Genomic DNA, 21,457 nt, shown 5'->3' with positions numbered 1-21,457 from the left:
AACGGTTCGCGACCGGTCCGGTGAGGGGCGGTGGAACGGCGTCGCCGGGTCATTCGGCGAGCATCAGGGCCGGCGGCAGACGCACTCCAGTTTCGCGCGTTCCCCGCGCACCCGCTCGACGTCCGGCAGGTCGAGCTCGGCGAACCCGTGCTCGGCCGCTTTCCAATGCGTCACGGCGTTTTCGTGGTCGCCCATCGCGTGCAGCGTCTTCGCGATGTCGTGGTGGGCGCGGGCCTCGTACGTACGGTTTCCGTGGCCATCGGCCAGGTCCAGTGCCGCCTTGCCGGCGGTGAGCGCGTCGCGGTGGGCGCCCTGGGCGAGGGCGGTCGCGCCGCGGTCCAGGTAGAGCTGGGTCTGCAGGTCGGCGTCCGGCGCGTTCGCCGCCACCTCGCGCGCCTTGTCGTGGTAGCGCACGGCTTGGGGGAAGCGGCCCTGTTGGCGGTGCACGTTGCCGATGTTGTTCAGCGCGTACGCCTCGACGACGTGGTCGCCGACTTCGGCGGCGTGCCCGTGCGCCTCGGTGTAGCTGGCCAGCGCCTCGGTGAGCAGGCCGAGCTTCTCCTGCGCGGCCCCGAGGTTGTTCAGCGTGTGCGCGACGCCCTGGATGTGGCCGATTTCGCGCAGCATCCGCGCGGCCGCCGCGTTCTGCTCCATGGCGACGGCGAAGTTGCCGTGCAGCTCGTTGAGGTAACCGAGCATGCTCAACGCGTGGGCCTCGCCCCGCCGGTCCTCGGTCTGTTCGTACTTCTCCCGCGCCGCTTCGAGGTGGGCGATCGCCTGGTCGTGCTTGCCCAGCTCCATCGTCGGGATCGCGAGCGCGCACAACGTCGCCGCTTCGCCACGCGGGTCGCCGAGGCGGCGCCACTTCGGCAACGCCCGGGCCGCGAGTTCGAGCGCTTCGGACAGCTGCCCGCGCCGGTCGTGCGCGGTTGCCAGCCGGAGCAGCACGTGCGCCTGGCCGTAGTCGTTGCCCGGGTCGGCGGCGACGGTCTCCCAGGCCAGTTCGAGCGTGCCGATCCAGTCCTCGAACTGGTTGGTCGTGTTGAAGTAGCGCCACAGCAACACGGCCAGCTGCCACGTGTGCTCGGGCAGGTCGTGCTGGGCTGCGTACCGGATGGCGGCCACGAGGTTGTCGCGCTCGGCGACGATCCACCGCAGCCCCGCGCCGGTGTCGGCAAAGGTTGGCGTGACGGCGGACGACCGGTCGGTCGCGGGCAGCTGGGCCTTGTCGAACGGGTACGCGGCGCCGACCGCGGCCGCCAGCGTCACCAGGTAGAAGTCGAGCAGCCGCACGAGGGCTTGCCGGGGCGCCGGTTCGGCGCCGGCGAACTCCTTGAGCGGGTCGAGCATCAGGTACCGCTCCGGCGCGGCCTCCTCCAGCAGGCTGACCTCGTGCAGGTCGTCGAGCAGTGACCGCGCTTCGCCGACGTCGCAGCCGGCCAGCGCCGCGCCACCGGTGACGTCGACTTCCGGCCCGGGCAGGCTGCCCAGCAGCGTGAACATCGCCCGCTGCGGCTCGCCGAGCTGCTGGAAGGACACCCGGACGGCGGCGATGCCGTCCTCCTCGCCCCACGGCCCGCTCTCTTCGAGCAGGTGGAGCAGGTGCTCCAGCGGCCACCGCTCGTGCCGCCGGAACAACGCGGCCGCCACCCGGACCGGCATCGGCAGGAACCCGCACCGCTTGACGACCTCGGCCACCGCCGCCGCCCGGCCGCGGACCCGCGGCGGCTCGGTCAGCGCGTGGAACAGGTCGACGGCTTCTTCGGGAGCCAACGGCGAAAGCCGGACGGAGTCGCCGGTGTCGGCGTCGCCCATCCGGCGGCTGGTGACGACGACCAGGCAGCCGTCCGCCTCGGGCAGCAGCGGCCGGATCTGCTCCGGCGACGCGGCGTTGTCCAGCACGATCAGCGTGCGCGTGCCCCAGAGCGTCGTCTGGTAGAGCGTGGCCTTCCGGCCGACGGTGGCCGGGATCTGCTCGGCCGGGACGCCGAGCTCGACGAGCAGTTCGGAGAGCGCGTCGCCGACGTTCGTCGGGTCGACGCCGGGGGTGAACCCGTTCAGGCGCGCGAGGAGCTGCCCGTCGGGGAACCGGTCGCGGAGCCGGTGGGCCGCCTCGACGGCCAGCCCGGTCTTGCCGACGCCGGGCGCGCCGCTCACCCAGACCGCGCGCCGCCCGGTCGTGGCCGCCGTCTCGATCGTGGCGAGCTCGGCGGCGCGGCCGGTGAACCCGCCGGGCCGCGACGGCAGCGAGCTGGGCGGTTCGCCGTGTTCCGCCCGCGCGGCGAGGTTGCGCAGCACCGGACCCGGTTCCATGCGCAGCTCGGCGAGGGCGTCGCGGGTGCCGTTGAAGACGCGCAGGGCGCCGACCCGGTCGCCGCCGGCGATCAGGGCGCGCATGAGGAGTTCGGCGTGCATCTGGCCGGCCGGGTCGGAGCGGACGAGCGGCCGCAGCCGGTCGCGTGCCGAGCGGTGGTCGCCGGTTTCCAGCTCCAGCTCGGCCAGGTCGCCGACGGTGTCGGGCAGGCTTTCCTCCGGGAAGACCACCTCCGGGCCGCCGACGCGGTCGATGTCGATGTCCTCGAGGAACGTCCCGCGCCAGAGGCCGGCGGCCTCGCGCAGCAGCTCGACGGCCCGGCGCGGATCACGCGTCCGGACCTCGGCGGCTTCGGTCCGCAACCGGTCGAACCGGACGGTGTCGAGCTGCGCGTCGCCGATCCGCAGCAGGTAGCCGGTCGGGGTCGTCTCGATGGTCACGTCGGTGTCCTGCACGACGTCGCGCAGCCGCTTGATGTAGCCGCGCACCATGGTGGGTTTGGCTTCCCGGCCGGCCCAGACGATCTCCGCGAGGCGCGCGGGTGTCACCGGCTTGTTCGCGTTCAGGAGCAGCACGACGAGGACGAACCGTTGCTGCTGGTCACCCAGCTGCACCGGGGCGCCGTCGTGCCACGCCTCGAGCGGGCCGAGCATCCGAAACTCCACGCGGCCTCCCCGGCGCCAGCTTGCTGTCCGCAAATGACATCGCGCAATCGGCCGAAAGGGTTTCGAAAATCCGCATTTCCTGCACGTTCGATACACACGGCCTTGCCAGGCTGCGCCGGTGAACCAGGGGCGTGAGGGAGAAACCGGTATGGGGTCCGACGTGTTGCCGTGCTACGTCGCTTGCGATGTGTCGCTTTCGATGGCGGATCACCTCGACGAGCTGAACACCGGGCTGCGGGAGTTCCGCGGCGCGGTGGACGCCGACGCGTCGGTCACCGGCCGGATCCTCTGCAGCGTGATCGGGTTCGGGGAGACCCCGCACGTGGTGCAGCCGCTGCTCCCGATGGACGACCTCGCCGAGCTGCCCGCGCCGCGGGCGGGGGCCGGCACCAACTTCGGACCGGCGTTCACGTTCCTGCGCGAGGCCATCGACGGGGACGTCGGCGGGCTGGAGAAGCACCGGCTGCAGGTGCACCGCCCGGTGGTGTTCTTCCTGTCCGACGGCCAGCCGACGGACCCGGTGACCTGGCCGGCGGCGTTCGCTTCGCTGACCGATCCGGCGTGGGCGCGCCGGCCCCGGGTGGTGGCGTTCGGCGTCGGCGACGCGGACGAGGACGCGCTCGGCCGGATCGGGGAGTTCCGCACGTACTTCGGCCGCGACGGCGTCCGCGTGGGCACGGCGTTGATCGCCTCGGTGATGCACGTTCTGTCCACTTCCCGTCCACCGGCCGATCGCATCCTGTCCAGAAAGGAGACGTCATGGAAACGCACTGAAGGAGACCGGCTGTGAGAGGGCGCGCAGAACTGGTCCAGGAGCTGAAAACCCTGCGCAAGGGACGCGGCTTGCTGGGCAGGCTCGAGGAGCGGGTGGGCCCGGTGCTGCGGTCGGCCTGCGAAGTGACCGAAGAGGACGGCCTGGCGACGGTCCGCCAGAAGGTGGCCGGCCGCCTGTCCGAACTGGCCGAACACCTGCCGGAGGACCTGCGGCTGGCGGCGTTGGCGGCCTTCGCGATCTGCGCGGAGGCCCGCCAGCCGCTGTACCAGGACCGGGTGAAGTGGGCGGCGATGCGCGTCGACCGCGACCCGCGGACGGTCCGCCGTCGCGTGGACGAGGCCATCGAGCTGCTGGCCGAGCTGGCCACCGGAGCTTCGGCCGCGCCGGCCGCGTCCCCGGCCGACCGCTGGCACTCGACGTCGCTGACGGTGGCGATGGTCCTCGACCAGCCGCAGCCGGAGATCCTGGAGCAACGCCGGATCGTCGCCGACCAGGACGGCTTGCGTTCGCTGGACCTGGCGGTGTCGTTGCCCGCCGGCCGTCAGGACCTGACGGTGACGGTGTTGTACGGCGGCACGCTGGTGGACCGCGGGATGGAGGCGAGCGACCGCTGGGGCTACGGCCTGGAACTGCCCCGCCCGCTGGCCCGGGGCGAGTCGTGGGAAGTCGCGGCCCTGTTCCGCCTGCCGTCGGCGGCGGCGCTGAGGCCGTACATGGTGTGCGTGCCCCGGCACCTGTGCGACTCGTTCGACCTGCGCGTCCGCTTCGGACTGGAGCACCCGCGCGAGGTCCGCACCTTGGAGGGCGCATTCCAGCGAGACGCCTCAGACCCGGCGTACAGCGGCCGCCGTCACCCGGTCGACTCGGCGGGGGAGGTCCACCTGCGGTTCCGGGGGCTGACTCCGGGGCTCGCGTACGGCGCGAGGTGGGACGACGAGCCGTGAGCGGTCAGTCCAGAAGTCGTTGTTCCTTCGCCACCGCGACGGCGCCGGCCCGGGTGTCGACGGCGAGCTTGCCGTAGATCCGGCTCAGGTGGGTCTTGACCGTGGCCTCGCTGATGAACAGCGCGCGGGCGATCTCGCGGTTGCCCAGCCCCTGCGCGAGCTGACGGAGGATGTCCCGCTCGCGATCGGTGAGCGACGGCCGCGGCGTGCGCAGCTGCGCCATCATCCGGTCGGCGACCGGCGGGGACACCGCGGTGCGCCCGGCCGCGGCCGCCTCGATCGCCGCGTACAGCTCGTTGGCGGACCCGGCTTTCAGCAGGTACCCGGTGGCGCCCGCGGCGATGGCGCGGGTGATGTCCGCGTCGGTGTCATACGTGGTCAGGACCAGGATCCGGGGCGCGCCGGGATCGGCGAGGATCCGCCGCGTCGCCTCGATCCCGTCGATGCCGGCGCCCAGCTGCAGATCCATCAGGACGACGTCCGGGCGCACGGTGGCCGCGGTCGCGACGGCTTCCTCCCCGCTCGCCGTCTCCGCGACGACCTCGATGCCGTCCGCGCCCGACAGCAGGGCGCGCAGCCCGGCCCGCACGACGGCGTGGTCGTCGCACACCAGCACGCGAATACTCATGGGGCAGTCTCCAACGGGATCGCAGCCGAGATGACGGTGCCCTGGCCGGGGGCTGATTCGACGGTCAGCCGGCCACCGAGTTGCTGAGCCCGGGCTCGCATGGCCGGCAGGCCGTGGCCGCGTTCGCCGGGTTCTGTTTCTCGGGCAGCAAAACCCCGTCCGTCGTCGGCGACGTCGAGCACGACCTGGTCGTCGAGGTAGGTGAGCGTGACGACGGCGCGGCCGGCTCGCGCGTGCTCGAGCGCGTTGGCCAGCGCGCCCTGGGCGATGCGGACCAAAGCGGACTGGACGCGCTCGGGCAGCGGCCGCTCGGCGCCGTCGACGCGGACCTCGGCGGGCAGCCCGGCCCTCGTCTGCCGATCGGCGACGGCGTGGAGCGCGTCTTCGAGCGTGGCGTCGGCGAGGTCGGCGGGCGCGAGGTCCTGCACGAGCCGGCGCGCTTCCGACAGGTTGCCGGCGCCGACGCGCAGCGCGGAACGCAGGTGCTCGCGCGCCAGCTCGGGCCGGGCCCAGGCCTGGTCGGCGGCCTGCAGCAGCATCGCCTGGCTGGACAGCCCCTGCGCGAGGGCGTCGTGGATCTCGCGGGACACCCGGTGCCGCTCGGCCAGCACCCCGGTGTTTCGTTCGGACTCGCGCAGCCGCTCGGTTTGCCGCCGCATGAAGGTGATCACCGCGGTCGTGACCAGGGCGATGGCGATCGGCACGATGGTGAGGTTCGGGTCGAAGCCGTCGGCCAGCCGGTTCTGCGAGACGACCACGAGCGCCGTGACCACGGCGACCAGGGCGACGGCCGGGCCGGTCGGCAGCGTGCGCAGGCCCGTGACGAACAGCGGGATCGCCGACCACGCGAAGCTGGGCGCGAGCACCACCAGCACCACCCAGAACACCAGGACGACGATCAGCCAGACGAGGCCGGGCTTCAGCAGCCCGACGCCGTACGCGAGGACGAGGGCCGCGGTCAGCGCGATCACCCAGGGCGCCAGCGGGGTGCCGTCGTGGCGCGTCAGGAACCGGACCGCGGAGGCGAGCACCAGCAGCAAGAACGCCGAGTGCATGACCGCGGCGAGCCACCGCGCGTCGGAGTCGGCTGTCGTCATGTTCGCTCCCCTCCGCTCTCAGCGTCAACCGGGCCCGGTGCCCGCGCATCAGCCGATCGGCTGACCCGGACGTCGGCCGGTCGACGCGGGAAACGTCGCCGACGCGTCGACCGCGTCGAGGTCATGGCGGGCTGAAGCTGGAGTCATCGAACCCCACGATCCCGAGGAGCGCACCATGATCTCGACCCGCACCCGCATCGCCGCCGCTGTCGCCGCACTCGCCGTCACGACGGTCGGCGCGGTGTCGGCCACCGCGGCTCCGGCCACCGGCCTCGTCCAGACGTCACACTTGACGATCGCTTCCGCGCAGAAGGCCGCCCAGGCCGCACTGAACGCCGCGACCAAGGCCGGCCAGCACGTGTCGGTGGCGGTGGTGGACCGCGACGGCAACACGGTCCTGACCCTGCGCGGCGACGGCGCGGGCCCGCAGTCCTACAGCTCGGCGCAGCAGAAGGCGTTCACGGCGGTCTCGTGGAACGCGAAGACGTCCGAGCTGGTGGGCCGCCTGCAGCAGACCCCGACGTTGAAGGACATCGAAGGCACCCTGTTCCTGGCCGGCGCGGTCCCGGTGACCGCGGGCGCCACCCCGATCGCCGCGGTCGGCGTCGCGGGAGCGCCGTCGGGTGCCCAGGACGAGACGTTCGCCCAGGCCGGCGTGGACGCGCTGGGCAAGTAACGTGTCTCCGGTGTTGATCAGTGACGTCCGCCCCTGGGGCGGCGAGCGCAGCGACGTCGAACTGGACGGCGACCGGATCACGGCAATCCGCCCCCACGCTCCTTCGGCGTCTCCTTCGCTCGAGGGCCGAGGCCGCCTGCTGTTCCCGTCGTTCAGCGACGTCCACGTCCACCTGGATTCGACGCGCATCGGCCTCCCGTTCCGCCCCCACACGGGCGGCCCGGGAGTGGTCGCGATGATGACGAACGACCGTGAGAACTGGCGGACAGCGGAGGTCCCGCTACCGGAGCGAGTGGCCGGAACCCTGGAGCGGATGATCGGGTTGGGTACGACCCGAGTCCGCAGCTACGCCCAGGTGGACGTCGACTGCCGCCTGGAGAAGCTGGACGCGGTCCTGGCCGCCCGCGAGATGTACGCGGACCAGGCCGAGGTCCAGGTAATGGCATTCGCCCAGGCAGGCATCCTCCGCGAGCCGGGCACGCTGGACCTCCTGGACGCGGCAATGCGCTCCGGCGCAACGGTCATCGGCGGCATCGACCCGTGCACGCTGGACCGCGACCCGAAAGGACACCTGGACGCGGTCTTCGCCCTGGCCGAGAAGCACCAAGCCGAGATCGACATCCACCTGCACGAGCCGGGCCACCTGGGCCTGTTCTCGACGGACCTGGTGATCGAGCGCGTCCGGGCGCTGGACATGCGGGGCAGGGTGACGATGTCCCACGCGTACGACCTGGGCTCGATCTCGGAGTCGGTAAGCCGCAGGGTGATCGACGACTTCGCTTCACTCGACATAGCGATGACCACAGTCGCCCCTTCTGCCTCGGGCCAGCTACCCCTGCTGGACCTGGTCGCCTCAGGCGTCCGCATCGGCTTGGGCGAGGACGGCCAGCGGGATTACTGGAGCCCCTACGGCAACTGCGACCTACTGGACCGAACCTGGCAGCTGGCCTTCACCCGAGGCTTCCGCCGCGACTCGCACATCGAGCTGGCTCTGGCGGTGGCGACGATGGGCGGAGCATCAATCCTGAGCCACGACGTCCCCCGCTTGACGGGTCTCGACGACCGCCCAGGCCTGGTAGTGGGCGACCGCGCAGACTTGGTCCTGGTGGACGGAGAGACCCCGACAAGCGCGGTGATGGACCGAGGCAAGGACCGAACAGTCCTCCACAACGGCGTCTTGGTGGCGGACGGTCTCGCCGTGCTCAAACGATGATCGAAGGATCAGCGGCCGTGATGGGTGAACGCGGCCCAGTACCGGGGATCGGACAGCGCCGCTGAGGTGGCGGTCACGGTGAGTTCGGTGGGCAGCCCCGCGAGCGGAGGCCGGTGGGGATCGATGGCCCAGAGCTGCATTGCGAGCAGCGCCTCCGACGGACTGCGGCCGAGCTGCAGCTCGTGGTGGAAGTAGCACATCAGCACAGCCGTCTGGTGGGTCGAGACCCGCCATTTTGTACCGATCACCGACGACGCGCCGGTGGCGAGCAATGCGGTGGCAATGGAAAGCCCCTCGTCGGAGTCACCGCCGAGATCGGTCTCGCAAGCCGCGGTCACCACCAGCCCGCCCGGTGTCCGTTCGGAGCGCGGGACAGCCGGGTTGAGCAGTTCCAGGACCGACATCGCCGCCTCGCCGGTGCCGATGCGGGCGTTGACCGGGTCGGGCTCCGCCACCGCGTGGCTGGCCAGGTGGAGTACCGCCGGACGACGATCGCCCAGCAGCACGTCGATCAGGACCTCACGGGAAACGGCAACCGCCCCGGGCCAGGAGCTGTGGCCGAAGAACCGGCCCTGCGGGTGGAGAGCCGCGAGGTAGCGCGCCTCCTGTCCGCCGATTCCGGCGTCGTCCCCGTCCGCCACGAAAGTCATACCGGCCTCGGCCGGGAGCACCGGACGGCGAGCCACTTCGCCGAGCTGGTGGGCGGACGCCGCGTAGGTCACTTGGAGCCGCTCGGGGAGGAACTGCCCTCCGCCGGGCTCGCGGGCCGCGTGCCAGGGAATGCGGTCGAGGCTTCCGCACGGGATGAGCGCGATGCGGCGCGCATCGCAAAGGTGCTCGCTCAGCCGGCCCATGGTCGTTCGCCATGCCCACTCACAGGAGGCGTTGATGTCCGTCGGGGCTTGTTCCGGCGGCCCGAGGTCCGGTAGTTCGAGGCGCCCCAGCTCGCCGGTACGCGAAAGGTGGACGGCGTGCCCGGCGGTGTTGTTCCCACCCGGCACCAGGTAGACGAGGAAGTCGAGTCCCAGTTCTCGCAGTACACCTGCCACCTCACCGGCGACCGGCTGAGGTGGCCACTGGCCGACGTCCTCCGGGGCGATCGAATCAAGGGCTCGCCGGCGCAGGTCGTCGGGGATGGCGACTCGGCCTCCGGCGATCGCCGACATCTCGGCGCCGGTGAGGGCGTTCGCCGGAACGGCCCGCGTGACCGCGGGCGTGACGCGTTCACGCAGGACCGCGGGCAGGTTCGTGGCGGCGTGCAGGCGCAGAGTGCGGCCGATCTCGAGCATCGCGAACGCGGGTTGTGGCCTGTCCCGCTCGAGGCAGCGCCGGGCCCAGCCGACCGCTGTCGCGGCCGCCGACGCGGCGAGCGAGGCGCACTCCGCGAGGTCGCGCTGGATCAGGATCTGCCGCGCGTACCTCCGGAGGACCAGGCAACCGGTGGTGACAGCGGCCTCGAGATCGGCCTCGGTGCCCCGGAGCCACCACGCCTCGATCAGGGGCTCGATCCTGCCGAGTGCGACCGGAAGATCGAGCAGCCCGTCAGCGAGGCTCTTCTCCACCAGGCCGATCGCGTCATCGAGTGCGGCCGGATCACCGCTCACCCGGTAGACCGTCAGGCACGCCAGGCTCGCCATCGTGGTCATGACGACGCCGGTCTGCCATTCGACGGCATCCTCGCCTGCCACGGCCCTGAGCTTCTGCGCCGCGTCGAGGATACCTGGCTGGTTCCCCGTTCTGGTGTTCTCGAGGAGGTCCAAGAACACGCCGAAGGCGGCCGGGTAGGGACCGAAACCCACGGTGAACTCGCGAAGCTTGATCAGCGAGGCGGCGGCGTCGGCGGCGGCAGCAAAGTCGTCCGACAACAGCTTGCCGAGGTCGATCTCATCGTGCCGCACGGGGCCGGTGCCGCCGAGGAGACCGATCATCGTTTCCAGCTTCTCGAGGTCGTGGAGCTCGTACAGGGCGTTCGCGGACCGTGGCCTGCCGCCCACGTCCCGCAGGTGCTCGGCGGCCGCACGAAGGTCCGCCGTGTCCCCGACCGTCAGGTAGCGCATGAGCAGGCTCCACGCGAGGCCGCAGACGGCGTCGTGGCGGACACTGTCGCCGAGCGGGAGCCGATCGAGCATCTCCTGGTGCCGGAGGACGCCGCTGTTGACCATGTCGTGGTCGCGGTTCTCGGCGCCGAGCAGGACTTCGGTGCGAGCGAGCGCGAAGCGCGCCAGCGCCCAGATCGGTTCGTCGAGCTGGTTTCCCGGGTCGGCGGTCAGCAGCAGCTCCCGGACTCCGTGGAGGTCGACCGGCTGCTCGAACTGGTTGTGCCGGTGGAGCAGCGCTGTCCCGAGAAGGATCTTGGTGAGCGGGTTCAGCGGATGACCGGCGGGACAATCGGTCAGCAGCTTTTCCAAGCTTCTCAGGACCTTCTCGAGCCCGGGAGGATCACCCAGCACGGCCGTACGGTTCATGCGCTGCAGTGCTAGTTGAAGGCGCAGAGGCAACCGCAGCGGATCGTCCGATCGCAAGCGGGCGGCAGCCCCGGACAACTCCTCGATGATCACTTGCTGTTCTTCCAGTTCTTCGGTCGCGTCCGGGCCCGGAACCTCGCCGCGCAGGTGCGACCGGAACAACACGACCGACGTCCGGAGTTCCTCGCGGCCCGCCGTTCCGGCGGGCAGTGCTTCATGCCAGCCGCGCAGGAGAGCCAGTTCGCGGGTGCCGGTGACTGCGTCGAAGTCAGCCATCGCGCCCAGCGGCGACCAGCCGAAGGCGCGCAGCCCGTGGCGTCGAGCGAGGACGTGGGCGCCTGCCACGAGCAGGGTCAGCAACGTCTTGTGGTCCGCCACGTCCGCCCGCGCGGCCGCCCACATCCGCTCCGCCACCCGGGCCGTCTCGTCGTCGGCGCACGGCCCGTCAAGTGCCAGCTCCGCGCGGGCGAGCGCTCGCCACGACTGGACGAACTGCTCGGTGATCGGCAGCTCGTCCAGCAGTTCGATCAGCCGTCCGACGTCGTTCTGCGGCCGGGAGCGGCGCAGGCTGTAGGCCTCCGCCAAGGCGAGCCGCACAAGCAGGCTTTCGTCCCGCATCCGGTCCTTCAGCGCTTCGAGCTTGCCGATCGCCGTGGCCATTTCTTGCGGTTCGCCGTCCCGGCAGAACGTCACGTAGAGCTCGCTCAGTTCTTCGGCGCACAGCTCCGCCCCGGATTCGGGCGGCCCGTTGGCCAGTACGCGTTCCAGGGTGCCGATCGCATCTCGGCGGTCCTGGTCGTCCGCGGATATCGCGAAGCGCAGGCTGAGCATGTGAGCGAGATCGAAGGCCTGGTCCGAGGCGTCCAGATCACCACTGCGTGCGTGCGCGATGGCGGTGTCCAGCTGCGAGAGCTTGGCCAGGCTCGCGGGGCTCGTGACGTGCTGATTGAAATGCAGGCGCGAGAGGCGGTGGGTCACGAGGTCGAGCAACGGCTCAGCGAGCTCCTCGCTCTGGAGCACGTCTCGCAGCAGGGGCAACGCTTCCCGTTCGCCCTCGTCGTGCAGCTCCAGCCCGATGCCGAGGAATGCCTGCGTCGCGTGATCGGCGCCGGGCTTGGCCCGGGCGATTCGCAGCCACTTGACCGCCGCCTCGACGTCGCCCTGGGACCGTTCGTCCTCGTTGCGCGTGAGCAGCAGCCGGCCGAGCATGGTGAGCAGGGGTGCCCATTCGAGGAACGGCGCGATCTCGCTGAGGTGATCGATCGCCCGGGTGAGATCGGCGGGATCACCGTTCGCCTCCCAGCGCTCCTCGTACCGGAACGGGAGTTCGGTGTGGAGCTCGAAGCGCAGCGCGGGATCGTCGCGGGCCCCGGCCATCGCCACTTCGCCGTGTCTGATGGCTTCGTCGAACTCGTCCTCCGGAAGCAGGCGGGCGAGCAGAAGCCTGACGTGCAGCCCGGTCTCGTCGCCCGGATCGAGCGAGGCCAGCAGCCGCCGGAGGTCGGCGGGATCCGGTTCGCGACCGAAGAAATCCTCGTCTTCATCGTCGGCCACGCGTACCTCCGCTCCTCGTCCGACACTACGCGCCGGATGAGTCGTTAGGGGTGGCAACAAGTTGTCACCCCTCGATCCTGGCGCACTCGAGAGCGCCGGCGTAGACACAGGACTCGAGGAGGACGGAATTGGCGTACCACAACGGGATCATCGAGATCACGAGGCAGCTCGAGCACGTCCTGGCGCGGATGGGTGCTGCGGACGCGACGAAGCTGCGCTCATTGCTGGGTGCGTTCGCGACGAGCGTCGAGGAGAACCGCGATCAGCTGGCCTCCGACATCGCGACGCTGGTGATGCCCTGGTACGAGCCCGGTGAACCGATCTACGAAGCGTTGAACGAGACGCGGTACGCGGAGGTGCGTCAAGCTCCCGTAGTGGCGCTATTCCTGGTTCGCCTCGCCCTGGGGCTGCCGGCCGCGGACGACCCGCGTGAGCGAATCCTCGGCATCCAGCAGGTGACGACGGCCACCGAACTCCGTCGCCGGGGAGCCGATCCGGACGTCCGCGACCTGATCCGGCTGCCACGGCCCGACGGTTCGGTGTCCGTGCCGGACTTCCAGTTCGACGCCGATCTCCGGCCCCGTTCCGTGGTCCTCGAGGTCAACCGCGTGCTCGGCGCGGATGACGATCCGTGGGCGGTCGCGGACTGGTGGGTCAGCGGGAACATCTGGCTCGACGCGGTACCCGTCACGTTGCTGTCCGACAACGTCGTCGAACCCGGCCTCGTCGCGGCCGCGACCGCCGCAGTGGACGGGTGATCCCGTGCCGTCGCGCCGGCCGCCGGCCGCGCTTCCCCGAGAGCCCGCACGTCACCGCCTCGCCGCCGGGACGGTGCTCTGGCGCGTCCACTCGAATCACACCGAGGCCGTGGCGGCCGACCCGCCGGTGCGGTCGGTCTTCGGGGGCGGCCGGTTCGACGCCGTGGCACCAGCGGAACGTGGTCAGATGTACGTCTCGCCCGCCGACCGGACCGCGGTGCTGGAGCGTTTCCTGCCGGACCTGGTCTTCGACTCCGACGGTCGACGGTTCCTCCTGCGGCGGGCGGTCGAGCGGAAGCGGCTGTCGGCACTGCGGGTCACACGGGACCTGTCACTCGTTCGCCTGGTTTCCGGCGAAGACCTGGCCGCGATCGGGCAGGACCGCTGGCTGTTGACCGAAACGCAGTACGGTCCGACCCGGGAGTGGGCCCGGTGGCTGCGAGAGCAGGCGCCCTGGGCCGACGGGATCGTCTGGCAGTCCACCGTGGACCTGCCGGCGGAGACGATGGTGCTCTTCGAACGGGACGACCCTCCGGTCGAGGTCGTGGACTGGCAGTCCGGCGAACTCGGCGGGGTGGAGCGGGCGGCCTGGCTCGGCGCCGTGCTCGGTGCTCACGGTGTGCAGACGGACTCACCGAGACGGTCCCGCGTCAAGGTCTTCATCAACTACCGCAAAGGCGAGTGCGGCGAAGCGGCGTTTCTGTTGCACAACCAGCTCGCGCTCCGCTGGGGAGACCAGAAGGTCTTCCGGGACCACCGGTCGATCCCGCCCGGGCAGGTCTTCCCGGGTGAGTTGATCGACAAGGTGCGCACGTGCCGTGCGCTCCTCGTGCTGTTCGGCCTCGGCTGGGAAGACCACCGGGGAGCGAGTGGCCGCGCGCTCGATGATCCCCAGGACTGGGTCCGGCGGGAGATCGAGGAAGCGACGGCCGCGGGCGCCGAGGTCGTTCCGGTGCTCGTGGGCGCCCGTCGGCAGCTCACCGACCGGAATCTGCCCCACGCACTGGCGCACCTGGCTCAGCGGCAAGCTCTGCACCTTCCGCACGGGTTCGGGGAGGCGGAAGTGAAGTGCCTCGTGGACCGGCTGATCGAGCGGATGCCGTGGCTGGACGAGGATGACGACGAGGACGAGAAGACAGCCTGACGGGCGAGCCCGGCGTGAGGTTCAAAGCCAGCCTCGCTTGGCGACCGCGACCCCGGCGGCGAACCGGTTGTCCACGCCCAGCAACGCGTAGACCGCTTTGATGCGCCGCCGGACGGTGGTGACGCTGATTCCCAGGCGGCGTGCGATGACGTGGTCGTCGTAGCGCGCCATGAGCACCAGAACACATCGTTGCTCTTCGGGCAAGCCGTTCGCCGTCGATTCGGTCATGGTGTGCATCCGGTCTTGAGGTGGACCACCCGGCTGAGGGCTTCGCCCAACCGGCTCTGGGGCAGTTCGCCGGCGGCGACGGCGTGCTCCAGCCGGTCGAGCACCGGTGAAACGGGCTCGGGCGACGACCAGAGAACGAGGTCCGCGCCCGCGACGAGTGCGCGGGTCGCGGCCTCGGCCAGACCGAACCGGTCGGTTATCGCCCGCATCGCGCCGAGGTCGTCGGTCATGGCGACTCCGTCGAACCGGTATTTGCCACGAAGCAACTCGTACGCCGCCGCGCTGAGCGACGCCGGCAGTCCGCCGGTCAGGCCGGGGACGTCGAGGTGCCCCATCATCACGACCGGTGCGCCGGCCGGCAGGAGCATCTCGTAGGGCTTCAGGTCGCGGCTTTCCAGTACGGTTAGGGGCGGTGTGCGCGGAAGCAGACGGTGTGAGTCGCCGGATGCGTTGCCGTGTCCTGGAAAGTGCTTGAGCACGGGGGTGACGCCGGCCGCGCGCAGCCCGTCGGCGAACGCACCGGCGTAGCGGGTCACGACAGCCGGATCAACGCTGAACGAGCGGTCACCGATCACGCTCTTCGCGGGCGCGTCGCTGACGTCGGCGACAGGGGCGAGGTCCATGGTCACCCCGCGATCCAGGAGCTGACGGCCTCGGCTGTAGCCGAGTGCGCGGGCATGCTCCGGGCTGCCGGTGGCGGCCAGGGTGCGCGCGCTCGGTGTCGCGCCGTCGAGGTCGTCGATCCGCTGGACCCGGCCGCCTTCCTCGTCCACGGCGGTCAGCAGCGGGATCCCGGCCATCGCGCTGATCGCGGCGAGGCGGCCTCCGGTCAGCAGCCTCGTCGAAGTGCCCCCGATGAAGATCGCTCCGACGTGCTCATCCCGGACGAGACCGGCGGTCGCCCGCTCCTGTCCCGGGTCCGCCCCGGCCATGATCAGCTGGGCGACTCGCTCCCGTGTGGTCAGGCCCGAGAGGAGATCGGCGCAGTCGCCGGACGGCCGGCTCGGCACCGCGAGCGCACCGGCGGTGGCGGATTCCACCGGCTGCGTCGGCGATCCGGCTCCCATCAGGCAGGCGACGGCGCCGCCGGAGAAAGCCAGCAGGAGCGCGCAAGTCCGAGTGCGATACCCGGGAGTCTTCACCATGCCTCCGCCTCGGTGCCCGGTGGGCGAGTGGAACCGGAAAGAATGTTCGTGTCCACGTTCGATTCCCGGTTGCGAAACGTTACAAGATTTTCTGGAACCGCGACCGAGCCGCCCTGTCCACTTTCTGTCCAGATCCTGACCGTCTTGTTTAGAGTGGGAGCAGGCCGGACCGCTGGAGATCATGATGATGACAACGAGCCGGTAACGCATTGCCTGTCGCTCTCTCCAGTGTCGTAACGCGGAAAGCAAGCAGACCGACATCGCTGGCGTCCCGGCCACGGAAATCCGCGTCGCCGGATTTTGTGTCCTTTCTGAATGGAGTCGAGGTGCCTGTTCTCAATTCGAGGCCGCCGGTCGAGGCCCCGGCACCGGCCGATTCCGGCTGTCCGGGATGCGGAACGCGCGGGCCTGCGAGTGATCGTTTCTGCGCCGCCTGCGGGCAGCCTCTGGGGCGAACCGTGTCTGTCGCCGCAGCCCCGAGGGAGGAGACCCGGCCGGCAGCGGGGGCGCGTGGCGACGTGCTGCTGGAACTGCTCGAGCGCCGTGGTGAGCTCGGGCCGCAGCGGGTCGCCGTGGCCGTCGGCGGGGAGGCGATGTGCCTGGCGTGCGGGACCGACGCGACCAGAGGGCAAGCAGCTTGCGCGGAGTGCGGTGCGCCCATGCCGCTCGGCGTCGCCGTGGACCGGCCGGCTGTCCTCGGCAGGTTCCATAAGCACGGGCGCCGGCTCGTCCGGGCGAAGTTCGCGCTGTGCGTGGGTTTCGCAGGCGGGGGCGCAAGACTGCTCAAGGGGAACGGCGAATTCGACGTCGTCGCCCTCGACGAGCTTTCGGCCGCGGAGGTCCCGCTCAACAGCGAGGTGGACCTGCGCGGGCTGCGCGGTCCGGCGGCAGCTCTGCTCTGGTGGGCAGCTCGGCCCACTGCCCCACCCGGCGTGGCGTGGTCACCTGCGGCTCTGCCGGCTCACGTCCGTTCCGCTTACGCGGCGGATCTCGGCGCGACGAGGTTGCACGCGCTCGACCTGCTCCGCCTCGACCGCCCGGATCTGCTCGGCGAGATCGGTCTCGGCGAGCCCGAGGCGACCTGGCTGAGTGTTGTGCACGCGGCCAGGAGGTCTCGGTTCGAGGCCCTCGTCGATGCCGCGGCGAGACTGCCTGCCGGCCGCTACCGGAGGGTTGTCGCCGTTCTGTCCGCCTGCGCGGACGGAATCGTGGGTGTGCCGGGTGCGGCCCAGCGGCTCGCCGGGTGCCTGGTCGCCTTCTCCGCGGACGAACCGCTCGCCGCCGCGCTGGAAAGGAAACTGGGGATCCGGAAGGCCGCTCACGGCGACGTCATGGCCGACGAGTGGCTCCGCGCGCAGAGACACGGTTTGCCCGGCACCGTTTTCGCGATGCTCGACGGGCGACCCGACGAGGAGACGGCCGGCCTGCTGGGGCCCGCCGGAAGATTGGCTGCGGCCCACGGTGGCTCGCTCGCGGTTGTCGGAGCACCGGAGATCACGGTCGCGTCGATGACCGTTCTCGACGACATCATCGAGCGCGGCGCGGTCGACGCCGAAGCTGTGCGAAGCGCACAAAGGCCGGTTGACGAGCTCACCTACCTCGTCGGACGCACGCAGCCGGAGAAGTTGACGGAAACCGAACTGGAAACACTGGGGCACCAGGACGAACTGGACCGGCGTGCTTTTGCTCGCACCGGCGAGGTCCCCGCAGAACGGCGTGAAACCCGGCTGGGCAAGCACTTCGCCGCGGTCGAGGCATTCGAGCGCAGCCGACCGCAGGACGTCACGATCGGCGACGTCCTCGCGGAGTACCGCTCGGTCGCGGAACACCTGGTCGGCTTGCTCGAGGAGTCCGCCGAAGCTCCGGCCGGACTTCCGGAACCGATCGTGGCGGACGTGTCGGTGTGGAGCTACCTCGTCCGGACCTACGGCGCCGACCGCCTGCGGGCCGTTCCCGGGCTGGCGGCACGCCACCCGAGGTTCTTCGAGTGGGTTTCGCTGTACGCCGCGAGGGAGCACCTGTTCCTCGCCCAGTGGCAGGCCGGAGCGGACGCCGCACGGGAATGTCTTCGCGTCGCCGTCGACGAGTCCGTCCGCGACGAGGCCCAGAACCTGCTCGCCTGCGCCCTGCACAACCTGGGCGACCACGCGGGAGCGGTCCGGGAGCTGGAGAGCGCGCTCGAAGGCGAACATTCGCCGGCGTTGCTGGCCAACATCGGCGTGGTCGCCCCCCACCTGGACACCGAACTCGCCGCGCGGCACCTCGCCCGGTTGGTCCGCGAGGCGCCGACGGCTGCGATGCGGACGGCGGCGGCGGTGCGGGCACTGGCGATCTGGCGGGGCGAGGGCGAGCGTGTCTGGGAGGGTGAAGAAGCCGGTCGTGAGCTGCCGACCGTGCTGCGTGAGCCGTTGCGGTCGATCGTGGCCGAAGACATCCCGCTGGCTGACTTCCGGGAAATCAGCCTGGTCCTGTCGAGATTCGACAAAGCGTGGATCAGGCGGCCGGAGAGCCTCGCGCGGTCCCCTCACGCGAAGAGCCTGGAAGCCCGGTACGCCCGGGCACGAGCCGAAGACGACCTGTCCGCGGTCATCGACTTCTTCGCGTCGATCCGGAACTGGGACCAGGGCCCGGACTGGGTGCGGCCCGCTCGCGACCAGCTGATCGACGACGTGCGCGCCGTCATGGTCGAAGACCTCGACGGAGCGGCCGTCGCCGGGTCCACGGCGTTCGCCCTCGCCACCCGCCTGAGCGGGCTCAGCCCGTACGACCGCGTATCGCTGAGCGTGCTCTCGGCCTGCACCGTCAGCTACGTCCTGCTGCTCGACGACAAGGAGATCTCCGACGCGATCGTCGACATGCACAAGTCCGCGCTCGAGCTGCTCCCGGGACTGAGCGACGAAGACCGATCCCGCATCGAGCCGTTCGTCGAACTCGCCACCCGGCGAGTGGCCATCAACATCCAGCAGGCGCGGGTACGCGAGATCGGGAAGATCGTCGATCCGTACAACCAGGCCGTGGACATCCTGGACGTGGTCCAGCGTGGGACGACGGCCTGGTTCACCGCCCGCGGGGTGGTCGCCGAGACCGTCGAGCTCTGCCGAGCGACTCGCACGCAGCTGCTGCCCTGGTCTCGCGCCGTCGAGCACGCGGAGACCCGGACGGACATCCTCGATTTCCTCGATCAAGTCCGTGACCTCGAATTCAAGGCCCAACGCGCCCTCGGCGGCTGAGGAGAGTCATGCGCAACCCCTACCTGTTGCTCGGGATCGACTACGGAACCCCGCCCGACCTCGCGCGCCGGCACTTCGCACGCGCCGCGCGGCGTGTGCGCCGTGCCGCGGGCGGTCCGGTCGGCATCGAAGACCTGAACTGGGCCCTTCACGAGGTGCAGAACCGGGCAGGCACGGCCGAGGACGACGTCAGCGTCTACCGGGTGCCCGCCAACCCGGCTGTGTTCACCCCGCTCGCCCGCGGCCTGTTCGCGCTGCCACCGATCCGCCTCCCGAGGCGCACGGACACCTCGGACGACGACCGCGCGGTGCTCGCCGACGAGCTCGCCAAGGACGTCGGCGAGCTGGTCACCACGGTCATTCGGGCGACGGCCACCTTCGACTACGGCTACCTCACTCCTGAAGGGAACGAGTTATGACCCGACGCACCGACGCGCTTCTCGCGCGGCTGTCCGAAGTCGAGCGATCACTGGACCGGATCAGCCGCTCGATCGAACGCATCGAGGTGGCGACCATCGTCCGCGAGCCTTCGTCGGCGTTGTCCGTCGACGCGTACGACGGGCTGCGGCGCCAGATCGTCGCGGCTGCCCAGGAGCGGACGGCGCACCTGAGGCAGCTCGCGGTCTTCGCGGAGGCCGCGCACGCCCAGGCTCCGCAGCTCCGGCAGGTGGTCGAGGAATGGCTCAGCCAGGCGGGGGTGGTCCGCTGGGCCGACCCCGCCGACTCGCGGTACTACGACGACCTGGGAGGTGACGGCGACGAGCTGCGTGTCCTTCGGCACGCCTTCGTCGACGAGGCAACCGGCCGACCCGTCGTGATGGGGCAGACCGAACGCGTGCCACGCCTTCCCGCCGCTCGGCATGCAGGAGAGCGCGAGGTGCGGTCGTGAACCCCTACGGCATCGACTTCGGCACGACGAACTCGGTCCTGGCCCAGTGGAACGGCCACGAGGTCGAGGTACTCTCCATCGACTCGCCGCCGGGGGAGTGGGAGCAGCTCGGGTTCGACAAGGTGATGCCCTCGGTGGTCGGCGTGTCCCAGGACGGGCGCCGGACGACGTTCGGCTGGGCCGCGAAGCGACAGCAAGAAGGCAAGCTCGAAACCGTCAAGAGGCTGTTCGCCACGGAGGAGTTCGTCGACATCGGCGGTTCGCGGGTGTCAGTCGAGGAGGCCGCAGCGCTGCTCTTCGGTCACCTGCGCAGCGCCTCGGCCGGGGTCGAGGTCGACCGAGCGGTAGTGACCATCCCGGCCAACAGCCGCGGTTTGGCCCGCTACCGCACGAAGCTCTGTGCCGGGCTCGCCGGCATCGACGTCCAGGCGCTCGTCAACGAGCCCACGGCGGCCGCGATGGCCTATGCCGTCGACGCCCGCCGCGACCAGAACATCCTGGTGTTCGACTGGGGCGGTGGAACTCTTGACGTCACCGTTCTCGAGACGATCGAAGGTGTCTTCATCGAACGGGCGTCAAAGGGAATTCCCCGGTCGGGCGGGATCGATCTGGACGAGGCGTTCGCACTGGCGATCCGCAACCGGCTTCCGCGGCGGCCGTCGTGGTCGCCGGGGCAGGAAGCGCAGTTCCGGCTGGAGGTCGAGCGGGCGAAGATCCTGCTGTCCTCCCAGGAGGAGACGAACCTGCGGCTTCCGGACGGCGAATACGTCCAGGTCGACCGGGTGCTCTTCGAGAAATCGATCGGCAAACTCCTCGAGGAGGCGCGGCAGCCCATCCTGCAGTGCCTGCGCGACCTCCAGATCGGTCCGGGCGGAATCGACCAGCTGGTCATGGTCGGTGGCAGCAGCAAGATCCCGGCCGCGCGCAAGCTGGTGTCGGAAACGGTCGGCCGCGAACCGGCCACCGGCTGCGATCCCATGACCGCGGTGGCGGAGGGGGCAGCCATCGCGTCCGCGATCCTGCTCGGCCAGCTGGACAAGGACTTCTTCGTGTCCACCGAACACGCGCTGGGCACGATCGTGCACAACGACAACCAGCGTCCGGAGTTCAGCGTGCTGATCCCGCGGAACCGGCAGCTGCCGGCGAGGGAGAGCGACAACTACATCCCGGCCGTCCAGGGACAGCGATCCGTGCTGGTCCGGGTCATCGAAGGCGATCCGGCCAAGGAGGTCTCCGATCCGGACAACGTGGTGCTCAAGGAGTGGAGCATCGACGTCGACCCGGATCTGACCCAGCAGGAGAACGCGTTCGACATCAGCTACGAGTACAACGTGGACGGCATCCTGCACATCACCGTCACCAACACCAGGACTGGCCGGGTGATGTTGCGCGACGACGTCTCGTTCGGCGTGACCAAGGACAAGTCGCAGCTGATCAACCTCGCGACCCGGGTCCGGACGACCATCGAGTCGGGTGGCGGACCGGCCGGTTCGGCGACACCGGCGCCTGTGGCGACCGCGACTGCGCCCGCGCCCGCGCCCGCCCTGGACAGCGCGACGGTCCACCTGCTCGAGCGTGCGCGGAACAAGGTGGTGCCGTTCGTCGGCGAGGACGAGGGGCAGCGCCTCGAAGCGTTGTGCTCGGACCTCGAGCGATCGGTCGGCGCGGCTTCCGACGAGTGCCGTGAAGCGCTGGAACGCAAGCTCCGCCAGTACGCCTACCTGTTCTGATC

16 protein-coding genes are annotated in these 21,457 nt (G+C 70.5%); 10 read left to right on the top strand and 6 right to left on the bottom strand.

What is annotated here, in order from left to right:
• Positions 1 to 63: 63 nt before the first annotated feature.
• Positions 64 to 2,979 carry a tetratricopeptide repeat protein gene (locus MUY22_RS06700; protein ID WP_247058185.1) on the bottom strand — a complete coding sequence of 972 codons (2,916 nt, stop codon included), beginning with the start codon at positions 2,977 to 2,979 and terminating at the stop codon, positions 64 to 66.
• A 148-nt stretch (positions 2,980 to 3,127) separates the two neighbouring features.
• Between MUY22_RS06700 and MUY22_RS06695 the strand changes: the two genes are divergently transcribed.
• On the top strand, positions 3,128 to 3,769 hold the full coding sequence (locus tag MUY22_RS06695) for a hypothetical protein (RefSeq protein ID WP_247058183.1): 642 nt from the start codon (positions 3,128 to 3,130) through the stop codon (positions 3,767 to 3,769).
• The gene (locus tag MUY22_RS06690) at positions 3,766 to 4,698 is read left to right on the top strand and encodes a hypothetical protein (protein ID WP_247058181.1); all 933 of its coding nucleotides are present in this window, start codon (positions 3,766 to 3,768) and stop codon (positions 4,696 to 4,698) included. Before MUY22_RS06695 ends, MUY22_RS06690 begins: the two co-directional genes overlap by 4 nt.
• Before the next feature lie 4 nt (positions 4,699 to 4,702).
• Here MUY22_RS06690 and MUY22_RS06685 read toward each other — a convergent pair whose 3' ends face one another.
• On the bottom strand, positions 4,703 to 5,326 hold the full coding sequence (locus MUY22_RS06685) for a response regulator transcription factor (protein ID WP_247058179.1): 624 nt from the start codon (positions 5,324 to 5,326) through the stop codon (positions 4,703 to 4,705).
• Positions 5,323 to 6,423 (bottom strand): sensor histidine kinase, encoded by a 1,101-nt coding sequence (locus MUY22_RS06680; protein WP_247058176.1) that lies wholly within the window; start codon positions 6,421 to 6,423, stop codon positions 5,323 to 5,325. Before MUY22_RS06680 ends, MUY22_RS06685 begins: the two co-directional genes overlap by 4 nt.
• Positions 6,424 to 6,598: 175 nt before the next feature.
• Here MUY22_RS06680 and MUY22_RS06675 point away from each other — a divergent pair, with 175 nt between their 5' ends.
• Entirely contained in the window at positions 6,599 to 7,099 is a 501-nt protein-coding gene (locus MUY22_RS06675; protein WP_247058174.1) for a heme-binding protein, read from the top strand.
• 10 nt (positions 7,100 to 7,109) lie between these two features.
• Complete coding sequence (locus MUY22_RS06670; protein ID WP_247058172.1) at positions 7,110 to 8,312, top strand: amidohydrolase family protein; 1,203 nt, start codon at positions 7,110 to 7,112, stop codon at positions 8,310 to 8,312.
• An 8-nt stretch (positions 8,313 to 8,320) separates the two neighbouring features.
• Here the strand turns inward: MUY22_RS06670 and MUY22_RS06665 are convergent, their stop codons facing one another.
• Positions 8,321 to 12,331, bottom strand: coding sequence for a CHAT domain-containing protein (locus tag MUY22_RS06665; protein ID WP_247058170.1), 4,011 nt, complete (start codon positions 12,329 to 12,331; stop codon positions 8,321 to 8,323).
• Between the two features lie 128 nt (positions 12,332 to 12,459).
• Here MUY22_RS06665 and MUY22_RS06660 point away from each other — a divergent pair, with 128 nt between their 5' ends.
• Together MUY22_RS06660 and MUY22_RS06655 are read left to right on the top strand one after the other, a co-directional pair.
• The gene (locus MUY22_RS06660; protein ID WP_247058168.1) at positions 12,460 to 13,089 is read left to right on the top strand and encodes a hypothetical protein; all 630 of its coding nucleotides are present in this window, start codon (positions 12,460 to 12,462) and stop codon (positions 13,087 to 13,089) included.
• A 4-nt stretch (positions 13,090 to 13,093) separates the two neighbouring features.
• Positions 13,094 to 14,233: an RES domain-containing protein gene (locus MUY22_RS06655; RefSeq protein WP_247058166.1), complete on the top strand. Its 1,140-nt coding sequence runs from the start codon at positions 13,094 to 13,096 to the stop codon at positions 14,231 to 14,233.
• 21 nt (positions 14,234 to 14,254) lie between these two features.
• Here MUY22_RS06655 and MUY22_RS06650 read toward each other — a convergent pair whose 3' ends face one another.
• Positions 14,255 to 14,461 (bottom strand): hypothetical protein, encoded by a 207-nt coding sequence (locus MUY22_RS06650; protein WP_247058164.1) that lies wholly within the window; start codon positions 14,459 to 14,461, stop codon positions 14,255 to 14,257.
• Positions 14,458 to 15,816: a glycoside hydrolase family 3 N-terminal domain-containing protein gene (locus MUY22_RS06645; RefSeq protein ID WP_247058162.1), complete on the bottom strand. Its 1,359-nt coding sequence runs from the start codon at positions 15,814 to 15,816 to the stop codon at positions 14,458 to 14,460. The genes MUY22_RS06650 and MUY22_RS06645 overlap by 4 nt, the downstream gene beginning before the upstream one ends.
• A gap of 92 nt (positions 15,817 to 15,908) precedes the next feature.
• Between MUY22_RS06645 and MUY22_RS06640 the strand changes: the two genes are divergently transcribed.
• From MUY22_RS06640 to MUY22_RS06625, 4 genes are read left to right on the top strand one after another with little or no spacing between them, the layout of a single operon-like run.
• The gene (locus MUY22_RS06640) at positions 15,909 to 18,836 is read left to right on the top strand and encodes a zinc ribbon domain-containing protein (protein WP_371827586.1); all 2,928 of its coding nucleotides are present in this window, start codon (positions 15,909 to 15,911) and stop codon (positions 18,834 to 18,836) included.
• Between the two features lie 8 nt (positions 18,837 to 18,844).
• Positions 18,845 to 19,255 (top strand): hypothetical protein, encoded by a 411-nt coding sequence (locus tag MUY22_RS06635; RefSeq protein WP_247058158.1) that lies wholly within the window; start codon positions 18,845 to 18,847, stop codon positions 19,253 to 19,255.
• Positions 19,252 to 19,725, top strand: coding sequence for a hypothetical protein (locus MUY22_RS06630; protein WP_247058156.1), 474 nt, complete (start codon positions 19,252 to 19,254; stop codon positions 19,723 to 19,725). Before MUY22_RS06635 ends, MUY22_RS06630 begins: the two co-directional genes overlap by 4 nt.
• Entirely contained in the window at positions 19,722 to 21,455 is a 1,734-nt protein-coding gene (locus tag MUY22_RS06625; protein ID WP_247058154.1) for an Hsp70 family protein, read from the top strand. The genes MUY22_RS06630 and MUY22_RS06625 overlap by 4 nt, the downstream gene beginning before the upstream one ends.
• The last annotated feature ends 2 nt before the right edge of the window (positions 21,456 to 21,457 follow it).

Source organism: Amycolatopsis sp. WQ 127309 (assembly GCF_023023025.1).
Taxonomy (GTDB): domain Bacteria; phylum Actinomycetota; class Actinomycetes; order Mycobacteriales; family Pseudonocardiaceae; genus Amycolatopsis.
Note: the sequence above shows the minus strand (reverse complement) of the source record. Positions and strands in the feature narration are given on the sequence as shown.

What these genes read in the sequence shown, in the direction of transcription:
- MUY22_RS06695 (WP_247058183.1), top strand. Translation starts at nt 3,128, where the DNA reads ATGGGGTCCGACGTGTTGCCGTGCTACGTCGCTTGCGATGTGTCGCTT.
- MUY22_RS06685 (WP_247058179.1), bottom strand. Translation starts at nt 5,326, where the DNA reads ATGAGTATTCGCGTGCTGGTGTGCGACGACCACGCCGTCGTGCGGGCC.
- MUY22_RS06680 (WP_247058176.1), bottom strand. Translation starts at nt 6,423, where the DNA reads ATGACGACAGCCGACTCCGACGCGCGGTGGCTCGCCGCGGTCATGCAC.
- MUY22_RS06675 (WP_247058174.1), top strand. Translation starts at nt 6,599, where the DNA reads ATGATCTCGACCCGCACCCGCATCGCCGCCGCTGTCGCCGCACTCGCC.
- MUY22_RS06650 (WP_247058164.1), bottom strand. Translation starts at nt 14,461, where the DNA reads ATGACCGAATCGACGGCGAACGGCTTGCCCGAAGAGCAACGATGTGTT.
- MUY22_RS06645 (WP_247058162.1), bottom strand. Translation starts at nt 15,816, where the DNA reads ATGCGTTACCGGCTCGTTGTCATCATCATGATCTCCAGCGGTCCGGCC.
- MUY22_RS06635 (WP_247058158.1), top strand. Translation starts at nt 18,845, where the DNA reads ATGCGCAACCCCTACCTGTTGCTCGGGATCGACTACGGAACCCCGCCC.
- MUY22_RS06630 (WP_247058156.1), top strand. Translation starts at nt 19,252, where the DNA reads ATGACCCGACGCACCGACGCGCTTCTCGCGCGGCTGTCCGAAGTCGAG.